The sequence below is a fragment of the Larkinella harenae genome, assembly GCF_054780515.1.
Map to the genome: position 1 here is coordinate 59,026 of NZ_BAAGWE010000010.1, position 17,485 is coordinate 76,510.

Below are 17,485 nucleotides of genomic sequence, written 5' to 3' on the forward strand. Positions count from 1 at the left end.
GATACGATCATGAAACATATAAAAGTCTGGGCCATCCTGAGTCTGACCGCGCTGTTCAGCACCGGATGCGAAAAAATCCTGGAAGAGCAACCGCAATCTCAAATTGTTCCTTCCTACTTCAATAGTCCTTCCGGTGTGCTGGGTGGTATTGCGGGGGTCTACAACGACATCCGGGGCCAGTGGGGCACCGAAGGCTTTACCGTCGAGATGCAGGCTGGTACCGATGAGTTTTTGCAAGGAGCTAGCGCCGGTACGCCGATCCCCTATACCTATAATGGCCTAAACAGCAGTAACTTCGGGGCGGCCTGGGGCGCTGCTTTTCAGGATATCAACACGATCAACGGGGTGCTGCAATACGGTCAGACCATTGATCTGCCGGAGGCTACCCGGAAGCAATATCTGGCGCAGGCCAAATTCCTGCGGGGCTTCTGGTATTTTTATCTGGTGCAGACCTGGGGTGATGTACCTTTGCATACCGAATTCATCACAGTCCCCTCGCAGGCCGCTTCCCGTCAGCCGGCTGCCCAGGTCTATGAGCTGATCATCAAGGACCTGACCGAAGCCGCTGCGGATCTGCCCAATACGCCAACAGCGCCATTCCTGGGGAAAGCGGCCACCAAGCCCGTCGCGCAGTTGCTGCTGGCGAAGGCCTACCTGACCCGCGGCTGGCTCAATAATACCGCTGCCGATTTTACGCAGGCGGCTACCCTTTGTGCGGACATCATTGCGAACAAATCAGCCTACGGGCTGGATCTGTGGCAGGACTACGGCGATGCATTCGTGCCCGCCAACGACTACGGCAAAGAAACGATGTTCGTCAGTGATCACGTTCTTGATCCCAAATACGGCTATTACCAGGTGGGAGCAGCCGCTGGTGGTGGATTTGCCCAAAATCTGAGTCCCTGGTTTACCAACTGGAACTACCCAAACAACAGTGGGATCAATTCCTACAAAAGTGCCGCGGGTGCTTATGTGAACAACGGGACTTCCCTGATGATCCGGGACTCGCAATACGGGCGGCCTTATGTTCGGATGCGTCCGAACAGCTACAAGTGGCCTTCGGGTACCAACGCGGGCAAAAATTACTTTCTGGATCAGGCTTTTACGAAGCGGGATGTTGACTCCCGGTTTATGAATTCTTTTTACACGGTTTATATTGCCAATACGGCCGTTACCAACAGTGCTACGGCGGCCAACAACACCCGTGGAATCAGCTATACAACCGTAGTAGGGCAGGATACGGCCGTTTGGTTACCTGACTATGAAGTAGCCGGTGCACCGCAATTTGTGGGTTCAAGACCTTTCAAGGGGCTGGTTGTTCCGCCCAGTTTGTGGGACAACGGCATTTTCCCGGCGCTGAAGAAATACATGGATCCCAGCCGGGGTGCCAACTTCAATGACCCGTCGACCCGCCCCTGTGTGTTGTACCGCTTCTCGGATGTGTATATGACCGGCGCGGAAGCCTCCTTCAAGGCGGGCGATGCCACCAAAGCGGCTGCACTGCTCAATGTTGTACGGCAACGGGCGGCTTACCGCAAGACCAATACACCCGCCCAGAATGCTGCCGGTGTAACCGCCATGACCATTACACCGGCGGACGTGACACTGGACTTTATTCTGGACGAGCGGAGCCGCGAATTTTTTGGCGAATGGCAGCGGTGGCATGATCTGGTCCGCACCCGTTCGCTGGTCCGCCGGGTTAAGGCCTGGAATCCGGAAGCGGCCCCGTATATCCAGGATTACCATATGCTACGACCCATTCCGCAATCCCAGATTGACCGGGTAGTGGAAGGTCCTAAGTTTCCGCAAAATCCGGGGTATTGAGTAGAATAGGTTAGATTGGTAGAATGCCATAGACGTAGGAGGCTTGTGTCCTCTTACGTCTATTTATTCTCATTTCACACATTGCTGTAGGGTTGTCAATGAAACCGTTCTGTTACCTCTTCTTGTTCATGCTGTCAACGGGTTGTTTCGCACAGTCACAACCGGTGCTAAAGCTTTGGTACCGTCAACCCGCCGGAAAGACCTGGGAAAATGCCCTGCCCATTGGCAATGGTCGATTGGGGGCTATGGTGTACGGAAATGTGCCAAAGGAAACCGTCCAATTGAATGAGCACACCGTCTGGTCGGGCAGTCCCAACCGGAACGACAATCCCGCTACGTTGGCCTCGCTGCCCGAAATTCGGCAGCTTATTTTTGATGGAAAACAAAAAGAGGCCGAGCGACTAGCCAACCAAACCATTATCACCAAAAAGTCGCACGGGCAGATGTTTCAACCCGTGGGAAACCTTCAGCTTACGTTCGAAGGGCACGAAAACTATTCCAACTATTACCGGGAGCTGGACCTTGAAAAGGCTGTTGCCCGAACCACGTATCAGGTAGATGGCGTGACGTATACCCGTGAAATCCTGGCCTCGTTTCCGGACCGGGTTATTGTCATGCAATTGACCGCGAGTAAGCCGGGGCGGCTCTCGTTTACTGCCTCTTTTGCCACGCTCCAGACACAAGCGATTATCAAAACCACCCCTTCCCGGGAACTGACCCTGGCTGGCACCACCTCCGATCATGAAGGCGTGCAGGGTATGGTGAGGTTCAAAGGTATTGCGAAAATCAAAACGCAGGGCGGCAGCCTTACCGCTACCGATTCAACCCTAACCGTAAAAGGAGCCAATACCGCCACTATTTACGTTTCCATCGCCACCAATTTCAACAGTTATAAAGACCTGAACGGGGACGAAAATGCCCGCGCTTCGGTGTACCTCAACAAAGCCTTTCCAAAACCGTATGCGGCTATAGTTGCCCCTCACAAGGCCGCCTATCAGAACTATTTCAACCGGGTGAAGCTCAATCTAGGAACGATAGAAGCCGCCACGCTTCCAACCGATGAACGGCTTAAAAACTTTCGCACAGCCAACGATCCGCAGTTTGTGGCGCTTTACTACCAATACGGACGGTACCTGCTGATTTCTTCCTCACAACCCGGCCGCGACGGCGAGCAGGGGCAGCCGGCTAACCTCCAGGGCATCTGGAACCACCGAATGCGTCCGCCCTGGGACAGTAAATATACCATCAACATCAACGCCCAGATGAACTACTGGCCCGCTGAGAAAACAGCTCTGGCCGAATTGCACGAACCGTTCCTGAAAATGGTGCAGGAATTGGCGGAAACCGGTCAGGAAACAGCGCGGACCATGTACGGCGCCCGGGGCTGGATGGCCCACCACAACACCGATATCTGGCGGGCGACTGGTGCCATCGACGGGGCATTCTGGGGCATGTGGACCGGCGGGGGCGGCTGGCTGAGCCAGCACCTCTGGGAACACTACCTGTACAATGGCGACAAAGTTTACCTGGCCTCTATTTATCCCGTTCTGAAAGGCGCTGCGCAGTTTTATGCGGACTTCCTGATCGAGCACCCCAAATACCACTGGCTGGTGGTCAATCCGGGAAGCTCACCCGAAAACGCCCCCAAGGCCCACGACGGTTCTTCGCTGGATGCGGGGACTACGATGGACAACCAGATTGTATTCGACGCGTTCAGTACAGCGATCCGGGCGGCTGAAATTCTGGGAAAAGATGCGGCTTTTGTGGATACCCTGAAACAAAAACGCAACCGGCTGGCCCCCATGCACGTCGGGAAATTTGGCCAGTTGCAGGAATGGCTTGATGATGTTGATGCCCCCAACGATCACCACCGGCATGTATCCCACCTGTACGGCCTGTTTCCGTCCACCCAAATTTCGGCGTACCGCACACCGGAGCTATTCAATGCTTCCCGCACGACCCTGATCCATCGTGGTGATGTTTCAACCGGCTGGAGCATGGGCTGGAAAGTCAACTGGTGGGCCCGGTTGCAGGACGGTAACCACGCCTTCACCCTGATTCAGAATCAACTTTCGCCGTTGGGAGCCAACCCGGAAGGCGGGGGGACCTACAATAACCTGTTCGATGCGCACCCGCCGTTCCAGATTGACGGGAATTTTGGCTGTACATCCGGTATTACAGAAATGCTCATGCAAAGTGCTGATGGAGCTATTCATTTGCTGCCCGCCCTGCCTGATGTCTGGCCGGAGGGCAGTATCAGTGGGTTGCGCGCCATTGGCGGTTTTGAGGTGGTGAATGTGCAGTGGAAAGCGGGCAAACTGACGAGCGTGCAAATCCGGTCAAATCTGGGGGGCAATCTTCGCCTGCGGGTGCCCAACGCGCTGCGGGGAAACAAGGGATTGGTCGTGAAAACCGCTTCCGGTCAGAATCCTAATCCGTTTTATCAGACCGAAGAAACGCCAGCACCCCAGATTGCATCTGGCACGAGTTCAGCTGCTCCAGCGCTGAAGGAAACAATACTGTATGATATTCCTACGCAGGCAGGAAAAGTGTATACGCTGGTGGGCCAGTAGCCTGCGAATTGATTATAACCGTTTGATGAAGATGATAAAACGTTTTTGCTCGGCTGTTTTAACAGCTTGTTATTTAATCCTGAGCCAACCCGTCTCTGCTCAGACTACGTTGGTTAACCCAATTCTGACCGGATTTTACCCTGATCCGAGCATCGTTCAGGTGGGTACCGACTACTACCTGGTAAACTCTACCTTTTCTTATTTTCCGGGAATTCCGGTTTTTCACAGCAAGGATCTGAAAAACTGGAAACAGATTGGGAATGTGATTGACCGCCCTTCCCAAATGGATTTTATGGGCGAACCGCTAACGCGCGGTTTATTTGCTCCAGCAATCAGCTATTACAAAGGCACTTATTACCTTACTTGCACCGACATCGACCATGATGGCAACTTTGTGGTAACAGCCAAAAATCCTGCCGGTCCGTGGAGCGATCCGGTGAAAGTCCCGCAGGTAAAAGGAATTGACCCATCCATCTATTTTGACGAAGAAGCCGACAAAGCGTATATACTCTACAACAGCGACGCGCCCGACCGGAAGCCGCTGTATTCGGGCCACCGGACCATTCGGATGTACGAATTTGATTATAAAACCCTGAAAGTAACCGGGGAGGAAAAGCAATTAGTAAATGGTGGGGTAGACCTCAGCAAAAAGCCCGTCTGGATCGAAGCACCGCATATCATGAAACGCAATGGCTGGTATTACCTCTACGCGGCTGAAGGAGGAACCTCGGTGAATCATTCAGAGGTCATCCTGCGGAGCAAAGATGTCTGGGGACCTTACGTTCCTTTTGAGGGCAACCCGATTCTGACGCAGCGCGACTTACCCGCCGACCGCAAAGACGCCATTACATCGGCAGGTCACGGTCAGTTCGTCATGGGACCCGATGGCAAGATGTATTGCATCTTCCTGGCGGTAAGACCCTATGAAGGCGATTATTACAATACTGGTCGTGAAACGTTTATTGCCCCCGTTACCTGGAAAGACGATTGGCCGATGATCGAACACGGCGAAAAGGCTATCTCGTATACCTATCCAGTGGACTACAAAGAAGTTAAGCCAAAAAATGCCCTGCCGCAAACGGGAAATTTTGACTACACGCTGACCTTTGATAAAGAGATAGACCCGGCGCTGCTATTCATGCGCACGCTGGATAAAAGCTGGTTTTCACTTTCGAAAAAGCAGGGCCTAACGATGAAGCTAAAGCCCGAAACGGTTATGGATTTTAGCAATCCGGCTTTCATTGGAAAACGCCAGCAGCACCTGTTCAGCACGGCTGAGACGGAACTGGATTTTACGCCAAAATCAGAGAAAGAAAAAGCGGGCTTAATCATTTTTCAGAACGAAGGACATTTCTACTGGCTGTGCAAATCAAAATCGCAGGACAAGGATGTGCTTCAACTCTATAAAAGTGTTCCCCGACAGAAAACGATGGAATTGGTTACCGAAGTGCCCTTGACCGGAAAAGCTGGCAAGGTGGGATTGCGCATCAGCTCAGAAGGCGACACGTATAACTTTCTTTATTCTACGGATGCTAAGAACTGGAACCTCCTGAAAGACAAAGTGGACGCCAAGTTTCTAAGCACCAAAGTAGCGGGTGGATTCATTGGTTGCCTGTATGGGATGTATGCCACCTCATCCGGAGAGGCATCGTCAAATTCAGCCTCTTTTCAATACCTGAAATACAAGGGTAACGACCCGGTGTTTAAAAAATAACAGAATGTCGCTGAAAACGAACGTACTTACCAGTGCCTTTTTGCTCTTCTTTAGTGGCTCTGCCTGGGCACAGATGCAATCATTTCCGTTGCAGGACGTGAGGCTAACGGGCGGCATGTTCAAGAATGCGCAGGATGTGGATCTCAAGTACATCCTGGCGCTTGATGCGGACAAACTATTAGCCCCGTACCGGATTGACGCGGGCATACCCCTAAAAACCCAGCGGTACGGAAACTGGGAAAGCTCCGGTTTGGACGGTCACATTGGAGGGCACTATCTGTCCGCGCTGGCCATGATGTACGCATCTACGGGCAATCCTGAGTTAAAAAAACGCCTGGACTACATGGTTACCGAACTGGCCCTTTGCCAGACTAAAAATGGCAACGGCTACGTAGGCGGCATTCCGCAGGGAAAGGTGTTCTGGGAGCGCATTCGCAAAAGCGATATTGACGGCAGTAGCTTCGGCTTGAACAACACGTGGGTGCCGCTTTACAACATCCACAAGCTATTTGCTGGGTTGCGAGACGCCTACGAATACGCGGGGAATCAGCAGGCAAAGCAAGTGTTGATCGGTCTGGGCGATTGGTTTATTGAACTCATCAAGCCGCTTTCTGACGAACAGATTCAGCAGGTTTTACGGACGGAGCACGGCGGTATCAATGAAACGTTTGCTGACCTCTATATACTAACCAAAGACAGAAAATACCTTGAAACCGCGCAGCGGGTTTCGCATCGGTCCATCCTGAATCCGCTGCTGGAAAAACAGGATAAGCTCACGGGACTTCATGCCAACACGCAGATCCCCAAAGTGATTGGCTTCGAGAAAATAGCCACCCTAATGGACAATAAGGACTGGTCGGATGCGGCACAGTTTTTCTGGCAAACCGTTACCCAGACGCGCAGCGTTGCGTTCGGCGGGAACAGCGTGCGGGAGCATTTCAACCCGACAAACGATTTCAGTTCGGTGCTCAAGTCGAACCAGGGCCCCGAAACCTGCAATTCGTACAACATGCTGCGGCTGAGTAAAGCCTTGTTTCTGGACAAGGCCGATCCGGCTTATCTGGATTTTTACGAACGGACGCTTTTCAATCACATTCTGTCGAGCCAGCACCCCGATAAAGGCGGATTTGTTTATTTCACGCCCATTCGGCCCAACCATTATCGGGTGTATTCGCAGCCCGAAACGAGCATGTGGTGCTGTGTTGGTTCGGGATTGGAAAACCATACAAAATACGGCGAACTTATCTACAGCCATTCCGCGAACGACCTGTTTGTCAACCTATTTGTTCCTTCCACCTTAAACTGGAAAGATAAAAAGATCCAGCTGACCCAGACGACGGATTTTCCGTATAAAAACGAAACGGAGCTGACCCTAAAGCTGGCTAAACCGCAGGCCTTTTCGCTGCAAATTCGCGCGCCGAAATGGGCTGACAATTTTGAGATTCTGGTCAACAACAAGCCTCAAAATTTGGATACTAAGTCGTCCAGCTACGCAGCGATTAATCGCACCTGGAAAACGGGGGATAAAATAACGGTGCGTTTTGCTACGTCGACCCGGCTGGAATATTTGCCCGACAATTCGAATTGGGGGGCTTTTGTCCATGGCCCCGTTGTGTTGGCTGCCAAAACGTCAACGAACGATTTAACGGGACTTTTTGCCGACGACAGCCGTATGGGCCACGAAGCCAAAGGCAAGCTCTATCCGATCGACAAAGCGTACATGCTGGTCGGTGAGGCTGGGACTTACAACGCTAAGGTTAAACCGGTTAGTAAGCTGAAATTCAGTCTGGATTCGTTGACCTTGCTGCCTTTCTACGAAATCCACGATGCGCGCTATCAGATGTATTTTCAGACTGTTACGCCAGCGGCTCTTGAAGAACAGAAAGCTAAATTGAAACAACAGGAAGCGGAAGCCTTAGCGCTGGAAGCTAAAACGCTGGATAAGGTTAGCTTCGGAGAACAGCAACCTGAAGTGGATCATCAGTATAAAGGGGAGAAGAGCGAATCCGGATCGGATGACGATGGCCGTTTCTGGCGCAATACGCGTTCCTACATTTCCTATCAATTACAGAACAAAAATCGGGAAGGTAATCGGATAGAAATTAGTCTATTGGATAATTATAAGCCGGATAACGTGAGTATTCTTATCAATGAGAAGCCCGCGGAATTTATGGCGTCGGAGGGAAAATCCATTGTCCTGAAAGTAGGGGATAGCGAGTCTGTCGCCATACGTATTCAGGCCAATAATGGCAGGCCAACGCCCCGGTTTCACCAGATACGAATTTTGAAAAATTAAGCAGGATTGGTTTCAATTGGTCAAAAGACGATTGCCCTAAATTGTGTCAAAAAAACACAAACGAATGGGGCGGCTTGCGGATAAGTGGAACTTGGATCAATGATTTTGCAACTCTTAGAAAAATATAGTCTTTATTATCAGTCTCATCAGGTATGAATAAATCAATTCAAAAAATAGGGCTTTTGGCCATTGCTATTCTGCTGCATTTTACCGCTTCGGCGCAGTCAAACTTTAGCAGCAAGGTCATCGGGGTGGGGGTTGTGGTTACTGACCTCCAGCGTTCACTGGATTTTTACGTAAATGGAATTGGCATGGTCAAGACGGGCAGCTTCACGATAAACGAAGATTTCGGGAAACGATCCGGTCTAACCAACGGCATTGCGGTGAATGTCACCATCCTGAAACTGGAAAATAGCCCCGAAGCCACCGACTGGAAGTTGATGAGTTTCGACAAAAAAGCTACGCAGCCCAAAGCAAAATCCACTTACATTCAGGACGACACAGGGATGCAGTACATCACGCTTCAGGTAAAAGCCCTGAAACCCATCATCGACCGGCTGACGCAAATGAAAGTGCCCTTTCTGGGGAGTACGCCCACGCCACTGAATGGGAAATCGCACTTTGTCTTTGTGCAGGACCCCGACGGCACTTTCATCGAGCTAATTGGACCCCTGGAATAACCTTGAAAAGACCTTTATGATAAAACTTTTTACGCAGTCGGTTTTGCTGGCTGTAATACTCCTGGCTAACGTAGGTGCGCTGAAAGCACAAACCGCCCAGAACCCCATTATTTTTGCCGACGTGCCGGATGTGGCCATAATCCGCGTGGGGAAGACGTATTACATGAGCAGCACCACCATGCACATGAGTCCGGGGCTGCCAATTATGAAATCAACGGATCTGGTTAATTGGCAACTAGTTAGCTATGCTTATGACACCCTGGCTACCATGCCAGAACTTGATTTAACCAATGGGAAAAGCACCTACGGACGGGGTTCGTGGGCCAGTAGTTTGCGCTACCATAACGGCACTTACTACGTCACTACCTTCGCCCAGACAACGGGTAAAACGCACATCTATACGACAAAAGACATCGAAAAAGGACCTTGGAAAGCGGTGTCGTTCAAACCGTCCTACCACGATCATACGCTGTTTTTCGACGATGATGGTCGGGTATATATGATTTATGGCGCAGGGAAACTTCGCCTGGTTGAACTCACCGCCGACGCTTCTGCCGTAAAACCCGGCACTACCGAACAGGTCATCATCGAAAATGCCAGTACGCCGTCGGGTACGGGAGGGGGCCTGCCCGCCGAAGGTTCGCAACTGCTCAAAGTGAACGGAAAATATTACCTGTTCAACATCACCTGGCCCCGGGGGGGAATGCGGACGGTGGTCATTCACCGGGCCGACAAGATTACGGGGCCGTGGGAAGGCCGCATTGGTTTGCAGGATCTGGGAGTCGCGCAGGGTGGCCTGATTGATACGCCCGACGGGAAATGGTATTCCTACCTGTTCCGCGACTTCGGGGGCGTTGGTCGCATTCCGTATCTGGTTCCGGTAAAATGGGAAGACGGTTGGCCCGTACTGGGTGTGAACGGCAAAGTACCCGAAACACTGGACCTGCCCGCCAGCAAAGGACTGATTCCGGGAATTGTCAACTCCGACGAGTTCACCCGCAAGAAAGGAGATCGGGCGTTGCCGTTAGTCTGGCAGTGGAATCACAATCCAGATAATAGTCTCTGGTCCATCAACGACCGGAAAGGCTATCTGCGCTTGAAAACGGGCCGGACCGACACGTCTTTTGTACAGGCCAGAAACATCCTGACGCAGCGCACCATTGGTCCAGAAAGCACCGGTTCCACTTCGCTCGATGTATCGAACCTGAAAGATGGCGATTTTGCCGGCTTAAGCCTGTTACAGAAAAACTACGGGCTGGTGGGTATAAAGCGGGAAAATGGGCAAAATTTCGTGGTTATGGTGAGTGCTTCTTCCGGCAAGCCTGTTGAAGTCCAGCGCGTGTCGTTGACGCAGAAAACCGTCTTCTTAAAAGCGGAATGCAACTTTAAAAACCGGGCCGACCTCGCTCATTTCTTTTATAGCCTGGACGGAAAATCGTGGCAGTCCATCGGTGAACCGCTGAAGATGCCTTATACGATTCCGCATTTCATGGGCTATCGGTTTGGGCTGTTCAACTACGCAACCGCCAACACGGGCGGCTATGCCGACTTTGATTACTTCCGCATCACGGATTCGATTGTGAAAGAATAAACGTATCGCTAGCTTCTTTACCCTTACTCATGACCATTTTTAGTAACTTAATAAATAGCAATTTACTACCCATCATTCTAGGATCGATGTTGGTTTTTCGGGCTAATGCGCAACGTGAACCTGGCACCGTAACCAGCCCCGACAAAAACATCGTGGTCACTTGCGATATACAAAAGGCTGAATACCAGATTGCTTTCAAAGGGGAGACCGTGCTGCGAAACTCTAAATTGGGGGTAAAAAGAGAAGATGAGGACTTTACCCAGAATTTAAGTCTGGTCAAGCTGTCGGCACCGACGACCGTGAAGGATCAGTACAAAACTACAAATGCGAAGAAAAGCGCCATTTCGTACACGGCAATTGAGCGTATTTGGGAGGCCAAAACAGCTTCGGGCAAGCGGATGAATATTGTGTTTCGGGTATCCAACGATGGGGTTGCTTTTCGGTATATTTTCCCGGAAACCTCAACCGATATCAAAAAGATTGCCTCCGAAGCGACCAGCTTTCACTTCCCGGCGGACTCTCGGGCGTGGCTGCAACCCAAAACGGAAGCCCAATCGGGGTTTGAGCACACCAATCCGTCCTACGAAGCGCATTACAGCATGGATATTGCCACGGGCACACCAGCACCCGGCAAAAATGGCTGGATTTACCCGGCACTTTTCAAGACGAACAATACCTGGGTAATGCTGACGGAGGCCGATTTGGGCCGAACCTACTGCGGAACGGCCTTGCAGCAAAACTCGCCGGACAGTGAGTACAAAATCAACTTTCCCCAGGCTCCCGAAGTATTTACGGACGGAAAGCCAACCCTGAATCCGGAATCCGTACTGCCCTGGAAAACGCCCTGGCGCATTCTGGTCATCGGTAGTTTGAAAACCGTACAGGAATCAACACTCGGAACCGACCTGGCATTGCCCGCCAAAAAGATGGATGCATCGTTTATCAAACCCGGCAAGTCGTCGTGGAGCTGGGTGATTGAAAAAGATGGTGCGACGATTTATCCGGTGCAGAAAAAATACGTGGACTTTGCCGCCGACATGAAATGGCAGTACTGCCTGATCGATGCAGGCTGGGATAAAAGCATTGGGTACGATTCCGTGAAAGTGCTGGCGGATTACGCCAAAACGAAAAACGTGGGCGTGCTGCTTTGGTACAATTCCGCCGGAAGTTGGAACACGGTCAAGTTCACGCCTAAAGATAAATTGCTCACGCACGAAAGCCGCGTGGAGGAGTTTTCGAAGCTACAGAAAATGGGCATCAAAGGCATCAAGGTCGATTTTTTCGGGGGCGATGGTCAATCCATGATCAATTATTACGAAGATATTCTGCAAGATGCAGCGGCTCACCAGATACTGGTCAATTTTCATGGGGCTACGTTGCCCAGGGGACTGCAACGCACGTACCCAAATTTCATGACTACTGAAGCCGTTTTTGGGTACGAAATGATTACGTTTGGGCAGGATGCTGCCAACAAAGCGCCCGCGCATTCGGTGATGTGCGCGATGGTGCGGAACGCGTTTGACCCGATGGACTTTACGCCCATGAATCTGTACAAAATTCCGCGTATCAAACGGGCCACGACCTCGGCTTTCGAGCTGGCGACTTCTGTAACTTTTCTGTCGGGAATTCAACATTTCGCGGAAACCCCGGCGGGTATGACCCACGTGCCGGACTACGTGAAAGACTTTTTGCGCCAGTTGCCCAATCACTGGGACGATGTTAAATTCATCGATGGCTATCCCGGAAAACTATATGTAGTCGCCAGAAAAACCGGCAAAAAATGGTACGTAGCAGGCATCAACGGCGAGAAAACCGACAAGTCGCTGGAATTGGATCTGGGCTTTCTGAAAGGCAAAAAAGCCGACCTGATCGCTACCGGAGCCGACGCCAGCGACGGCGAACCATCTTTTGAACAGAAAAAACTAACGCTTCCCCAAAGTGGAAAAATGACCATTTCGCTAAAAGGAAACGACGGTTTTGTCGCAGTCTTTGAGGAATAGAACTGTCAACCGGATCATGAAGACACTCGCTCTGGTCATAAGCCTTTGGTTACTAGCTGCTCAGGTGGGTATTGCGCAGGAGATCGTGAACCTGTATCCAGGCACCATTCCGAACGCAAAGGCGACGAACATACAGGAAACGTACACGTCGGGGATGTACAAAAACGTGGTAAAACCCACGCTGGAAGTGTATTTGCCCGCCAAAGAGATAGCGTCGGGCGCTGCCGTTGTGATCATTCCGGGTGGTGGCTATGGCGTTGTGGTGTATCAGGGAGAAGGGGTCAGTACGGCCAAAGAATTGGCTAAAAACGGCGTCGCGGCTTTCGTCCTGAAATACCGGTTGCCAAACGATTCGATTCTGGTAGACAAAACCATTGGCCCGTTGCAGGATGCCCAACAAGCCGTCAAACTGGTGCGCGATAATGCCGCTGAGTGGGGTGTCGACGCCGGTAAAGTAGGCATCATGGGCTTCTCGGCGGGAGGGCATCTGGCCTCTACCGAAGCGACGCATTTCGAGAAAGCATTGATCGAGAATAAGAGCAATACCAGTCTACGACCCGATTTTCAGATTCTGGTATACCCGGTTATCAGCATGCAGGACAGCCTGACGCACCGGGATTCGCGCCAGAATCTACTGGGCAAAAATCCGTCGAAGGCCCTGATCGATCTGTATTCCAACGAGCGGCAAATTACAAAAAACACCCCACCGGCCTACCTGACCCACGCGGCAGACGACAAACTAGTGGATGTCGATAACAGCATTGCCTACTTCGAACGGCTGAGGCACCAAAACATCGATGTCGAAATGCACATCTATCCCAAAGGCGGGCACGGATTCATTTTTCGACAAAAAGGGTGGATGGACCCGCTGTTCGATTGGATGAAACGAAATAACTGGATCAACTAGTCACGCACTTTACTCTACATCGATTATGCCCCTAAAAAATAGTGTCATTCTGATGTGTTTTCTGCTACTGGGAGTCGGCCCCGCTCGCGCCCAGCAGCCCACCCCCGTCAGCGTCGAAGGCGGGCGCGTTCAGGGAACGGTTGAAGAGGGTTTGGCGGTTTACCGGGGTATTCCCTTTGCGGCTCCACCCGTCGGGGATCTGCGCTGGAAAGCACCTCAGCCGGTAGTCAAATGGGAGGGTGTACGCGAAACGAAAAAATTTGCGCCTGCGCCCATGCAGGGAGGGAATCCGCCGTCGGGCAAAAGCGAAGATTGCCTCTACCTGAACGTATGGAGTCCGGCAAAATCGGCCAGGGACCGTTTGCCAGTGCTGGTCTGGATTTACGGGGGCGGGTTTAGCTTCGGCTCTACCTCGGAACCGGTTTATAATGGCGAAAAACTGGCGAAGAAAGGCGTCATACTGGTCAGCATTGCCTATCGGGTTGGACCGCTTGGCTTTCTGGCCCACCCGGAACTAAGCAACGAAAATGCGCAGCGTGTTTCGGGAAACTACGGTTTGCTCGACATGATTGCCGGTCTCAAGTGGATTCAGAATAACATTGCCGCATTCGGTGGCGATCCGGGTAAAGTGACCATTTTTGGCGAATCGGCGGGGGGGATTGCTGTCAGTATGCTGTGTGCGTCTCCGCTGGCGAAAGGGCTATTTCACGGAGCGATCTCGCAAAGTGGAGGCTCGTTCGGCCCTTCCCGACCTACGACGTATCCCGGCGAGAATATGAAGCGCCTTCGTCAGGCCGAAAAGGAGGGAGAAGCCTACGCCCAGAAAGCCGGAGCGTCGTCGCTGGCCGAGTTGCGTAAGATGGATGCCGACAAACTGCCGGGCGGCTGGGGCGTTGGCTCGGCCTGGCCGATTGTCGATGGCTACGTCGTCCCAGACGATCAGTACAAACTCTACGAAGCCGGAAAATACAATCACGTACCGGTGCTGGTTGGCTATAATTCTGACGAAGGAGCCAGCTTCAGCCCGCCGAAAACCCCGCAGGAGTATATCGAGAGTACCAAAAAACGGTACGGGAAATTTGCCGATGAGCTACTAAAAGCCTATCCGGTTGGGGCCAACAACGTGCCGAAAACCGCGCGGGATTTGATGCGGGACGCGGCTTTTGGCTGGCATACCTGGAGTTGGGCAAGGCTTCAGGCCAAGACCAGCAAATCGAAAGTGTTCTATTATTATTTTGACCAGCACCCCGACTATCCCGCCGATTCACCCAAAGCGGGGTCAGGTTCGGGACATGGGCAGGAGGTAGCCTACGTGTTCGAGAACCTCAATCCGTCGAACCCGCAAACGACCAAAACCGATCTGGCCATTTCGGATGCGATGGGCACCTATTGGACTAATTTCGCTAAATACGGCGATCCTAACGGCAAAGGCGTTCCCCAATGGCCGGTCTTCAACGAGACCAAGCCCACAGTGATGTATTTTAGTCAGACACCGAAACCCGGCCCGGTTCCCGATGCCGCGGCACTAGAGTCTCTAAACAAGTATTTTGAGTGGCGTCGCACCCCCGAAGGCGAAGCCTGGGCCCAGTAATCACGAAGCAATCCTAAACTCATGTTGAACCAACTCTTTTCCTCAAACCGCTTTCGGCTTCTCTGGTGGGGCCTGATTTGCCTGTCCAGTGTCGTTTTGGCCCAGCCACCGCGTGGGCCGCTGGTGGTGTCGCCCCAGGTGAATGCCGACAAAACCGTTACGTTTCGCTATCTGGCACCGGCTGCCAAGGAGGTGAAGCTGAGCGGGCAGTTTGGGAAAGGACCCGTACCCATGACCAAAGGCGAGCAGGGAATCTGGAGCGTAACGGTCGGTCCGATCAAGCCCGATGTCTACCCGTACAGTTTCCAGGTTGATGGCGTAACAGTTATGGACCCTGCCAATGTGGCGTTTTTCCCCAACGAGCGGTTCAAGGCCAGTCTGGTCGATGTACCGGGTGATACGCCCTTGGTACACGCCATGAAGCCCGTGCCGCACGGGTCGGTCAACTACGAATATTACCCCGCACTGGAAGGGACAACCGGCTCGCTGGTGGTGTACACGCCACCGGGCTACGACCAGAATCCGACCAAAAAATACCCGGTTTACTACCTCATCAGCGGCACGACGGACACGGAAGAAACTTTCTTCAAAGTGGGCCGAACCAACCTGATCCTGGATAATCTGATTGCGGAAGGCAAAGCCAAACCCATGATCATCGTCATGCCGAACGGTAACGTGGCGGCCCGGGTTGCCGAGCAAAAAGGAGGGACCAAACCCGCCGATCCGACCGTGCGGGACGGGGCCGACGCGGTGAAACGGGCCAACGATTTCACCACGGATCTGGTGAGCCACGTTATTCCATACATCGAGAAAAGCTACCGCACGCTGAACAACCGGGAAAATCGGGCCATTGGCGGCTTCTCGCGCGGGGGCGGTCAGACGCTTCGCACGGCGTTTGGCAACATGGACAAGTTTGCCTGGGTGTGCGCTTACAGTTCGTACCTCTCCCCAGAAGAAATGGAACGCAGCTATAAGTCCATTGCCGCGAACCCCAACAACACGAACAAGCAACTGAAACTGCTGTGGGTGAGCGTCGGTAGCGACGATTTTCTGTACAAAGGGACCGTCGAATTTATGGATTACCTGAAGGCAAAGAACGTAAACTACAAGAGCCGGATCACCGACGGTGGTCATACCTGGATGAATGTCAAGACGTACGTTGCCGAAACCACCCCTTTACTCTTTCAATAAGCCATGAAACGTATTTTTTATCTATTAACGCTCTGTCTGGCAGGCGGTATGGCAGAGGCCCAGCGTCCACCCGCCATCAGCTCGCCCGACGTGCATCCCGATCACAGCGTTACGTTCCGGTATTTTTCGCGCAACGCCCAGAAGGTGACCCTAAACGGCGAATTTCTAAAAACCCCGGTCGCCCTGACGAAAGATACATCCGGCATCTGGAGCGTTACGGTGCCGCCCGTCAAACCCGATATTTATCCGTACAGCTTTCGGGTGGATGACGTGGAAGTGGCCGATCCGAGCAACACATATATCTTCGCCAACGAACGCTTCAAACGGAGCATTGTCGATGTGCCCGGCGACCAGCCGCTGATTCATTCGCTCCAGAACGTACCGCACGGCAAAATCAGCTACCGGACGTACCAATCCTCGACGCTGGGCCGACCCCGTAACGTACTGATCTATACGCCACCCGGTTTCAACCCGAACGACAAAACCAAATACCCCGTGCTTTACCTGATTCACGGCGGTTCGGACACGGAAGAAACCTGGACCAAAGTGGGGCGCGCCAACCTGATTGCCGATAATCTGATTGCGCAGGGGAAAGCCAAACCCATGCTGATTGTGATGCCCTATGGCAACGTGCGTCCAAGCCCGATGGCTGATTTTACCCAAGATATGGTGAAGGATATTGTGCCGTTCGTGGAGGCCAACTATCCCGTATTGAACGACAGCAAAAACCGGGCGGTGGCGGGTTTCTCGGTGGGTGGTGGCCAGACGCTGAACATCGGCCTGACCAACCCCGACAAGTTCGCCTACGTGTGTTCTTACGCGCCTTACACAGCCACCGACGAGTTTAAAAAGAACTTCGCCGACTGGTCGCCCAATGCTGACCAGATGAACAAGCAATTGAAGCTCTTTACGATCAGCGTCGGAACTGAGGATTTTCTGTACGAGCCGGTGAAGCAAAACATCGCCATGTTCAAGGAAAAAGGCCTGAAACCCGACGCGCAGATCGTACCGGGCGGCCATACCTGGATGAACTGCAAACTTTATCTGGCCACGACCTTACCGCAGCTTTTTAAATAAATGTAAATTCAGAAAGTGTTGATCTTAAAGATCTTAACTCC

The 17,485-nt window shown here is 52.3% G+C and carries 11 protein-coding genes; all 11 read left to right on the forward strand.

Annotated elements, in window-relative coordinates:
• The first annotated feature begins 9 nt into the window (after window positions 1–9).
• The 11 genes from ACYVH9_RS27780 to ACYVH9_RS27830 all read left to right on the forward strand — a co-directional run bounded on the left by ACYVH9_RS27780 (window position 10) and on the right by ACYVH9_RS27830 (window position 17,444).
• Window positions 10–1,824, forward strand: coding sequence for a RagB/SusD family nutrient uptake outer membrane protein (locus ACYVH9_RS27780; protein ID WP_460639703.1), 1,815 nt, complete (start codon window positions 10–12; stop codon window positions 1,822–1,824).
• 98 nt (window positions 1,825–1,922) lie between these two features.
• Window positions 1,923–4,397, forward strand: a complete 2,475-nt coding sequence (locus ACYVH9_RS27785) for a glycoside hydrolase family 95 protein (RefSeq protein WP_460639704.1) — start codon at window positions 1,923–1,925, stop codon at window positions 4,395–4,397.
• Between the two features lie 31 nt (window positions 4,398–4,428).
• The gene (locus tag ACYVH9_RS27790) at window positions 4,429–6,111 is read left to right on the forward strand and encodes a glycoside hydrolase family 43 protein (RefSeq protein ID WP_460639705.1); all 1,683 of its coding nucleotides are present in this window, start codon (window positions 4,429–4,431) and stop codon (window positions 6,109–6,111) included.
• Window positions 6,112–6,115: 4 nt separating this feature from the next.
• Complete coding sequence (locus ACYVH9_RS27795) at window positions 6,116–8,407, forward strand: glycoside hydrolase family 127 protein (protein WP_460639706.1); 2,292 nt, start codon at window positions 6,116–6,118, stop codon at window positions 8,405–8,407.
• Window positions 8,408–8,559: 152 nt separating this feature from the next.
• On the forward strand, window positions 8,560–9,087 hold the full coding sequence (locus ACYVH9_RS27800; protein WP_460639707.1) for a VOC family protein: 528 nt from the start codon (window positions 8,560–8,562) through the stop codon (window positions 9,085–9,087).
• A gap of 16 nt (window positions 9,088–9,103) precedes the next feature.
• The gene (locus ACYVH9_RS27805) at window positions 9,104–10,678 is read left to right on the forward strand and encodes a glycoside hydrolase family 43 protein (RefSeq protein ID WP_460639708.1); all 1,575 of its coding nucleotides are present in this window, start codon (window positions 9,104–9,106) and stop codon (window positions 10,676–10,678) included.
• 86 nt (window positions 10,679–10,764) lie between these two features.
• Window positions 10,765–12,678, forward strand: coding sequence for a glycoside hydrolase family 97 protein (locus tag ACYVH9_RS27810; protein ID WP_460639709.1), 1,914 nt, complete (start codon window positions 10,765–10,767; stop codon window positions 12,676–12,678).
• Window positions 12,679–12,694: 16 nt separating this feature from the next.
• Window positions 12,695–13,585, forward strand: coding sequence for an alpha/beta hydrolase (locus ACYVH9_RS27815; RefSeq protein ID WP_460639710.1), 891 nt, complete (start codon window positions 12,695–12,697; stop codon window positions 13,583–13,585).
• A gap of 25 nt (window positions 13,586–13,610) precedes the next feature.
• Window positions 13,611–15,176 (forward strand): carboxylesterase/lipase family protein, encoded by a 1,566-nt coding sequence (locus ACYVH9_RS27820; RefSeq protein WP_460639711.1) that lies wholly within the window; start codon window positions 13,611–13,613, stop codon window positions 15,174–15,176.
• A gap of 21 nt (window positions 15,177–15,197) precedes the next feature.
• Window positions 15,198–16,367: an alpha/beta hydrolase-fold protein gene (locus ACYVH9_RS27825; protein ID WP_460639712.1), complete on the forward strand. Its 1,170-nt coding sequence runs from the start codon at window positions 15,198–15,200 to the stop codon at window positions 16,365–16,367.
• Between the two features lie 3 nt (window positions 16,368–16,370).
• Window positions 16,371–17,444 carry an alpha/beta hydrolase gene (locus ACYVH9_RS27830; RefSeq protein WP_460639713.1) on the forward strand — a complete coding sequence of 358 codons (1,074 nt, stop codon included), beginning with the start codon at window positions 16,371–16,373 and terminating at the stop codon, window positions 17,442–17,444.
• Window positions 17,445–17,485 lie beyond the last annotated feature (41 nt).

Bases quoted from the DNA above. Each gene is read 5' to 3' on its own strand.
- ACYVH9_RS27790 (WP_460639705.1), top strand. From the start codon at position 4,429: ATGATAAAACGTTTTTGCTCGGCTGTTTTAACAGCTTGTTATTTAATC.
- ACYVH9_RS27810 (WP_460639709.1), top strand. From the start codon at position 10,765: ATGTTGGTTTTTCGGGCTAATGCGCAACGTGAACCTGGCACCGTAACC.
- ACYVH9_RS27830 (WP_460639713.1), top strand. From the start codon at position 16,371: ATGAAACGTATTTTTTATCTATTAACGCTCTGTCTGGCAGGCGGTATG.
- ACYVH9_RS27825 (WP_460639712.1), top strand. From the start codon at position 15,198: ATGTTGAACCAACTCTTTTCCTCAAACCGCTTTCGGCTTCTCTGGTGG.
- ACYVH9_RS27795 (WP_460639706.1), top strand. From the start codon at position 6,116: ATGTCGCTGAAAACGAACGTACTTACCAGTGCCTTTTTGCTCTTCTTT.
- ACYVH9_RS27780 (WP_460639703.1), top strand. From the start codon at position 10: ATGAAACATATAAAAGTCTGGGCCATCCTGAGTCTGACCGCGCTGTTC.
- ACYVH9_RS27805 (WP_460639708.1), top strand. From the start codon at position 9,104: ATGATAAAACTTTTTACGCAGTCGGTTTTGCTGGCTGTAATACTCCTG.
- ACYVH9_RS27800 (WP_460639707.1), top strand. From the start codon at position 8,560: ATGAATAAATCAATTCAAAAAATAGGGCTTTTGGCCATTGCTATTCTG.
- ACYVH9_RS27820 (WP_460639711.1), top strand. From the start codon at position 13,611: ATGCCCCTAAAAAATAGTGTCATTCTGATGTGTTTTCTGCTACTGGGA.
- ACYVH9_RS27815 (WP_460639710.1), top strand. From the start codon at position 12,695: ATGAAGACACTCGCTCTGGTCATAAGCCTTTGGTTACTAGCTGCTCAG.
- ACYVH9_RS27785 (WP_460639704.1), top strand. From the start codon at position 1,923: ATGAAACCGTTCTGTTACCTCTTCTTGTTCATGCTGTCAACGGGTTGT.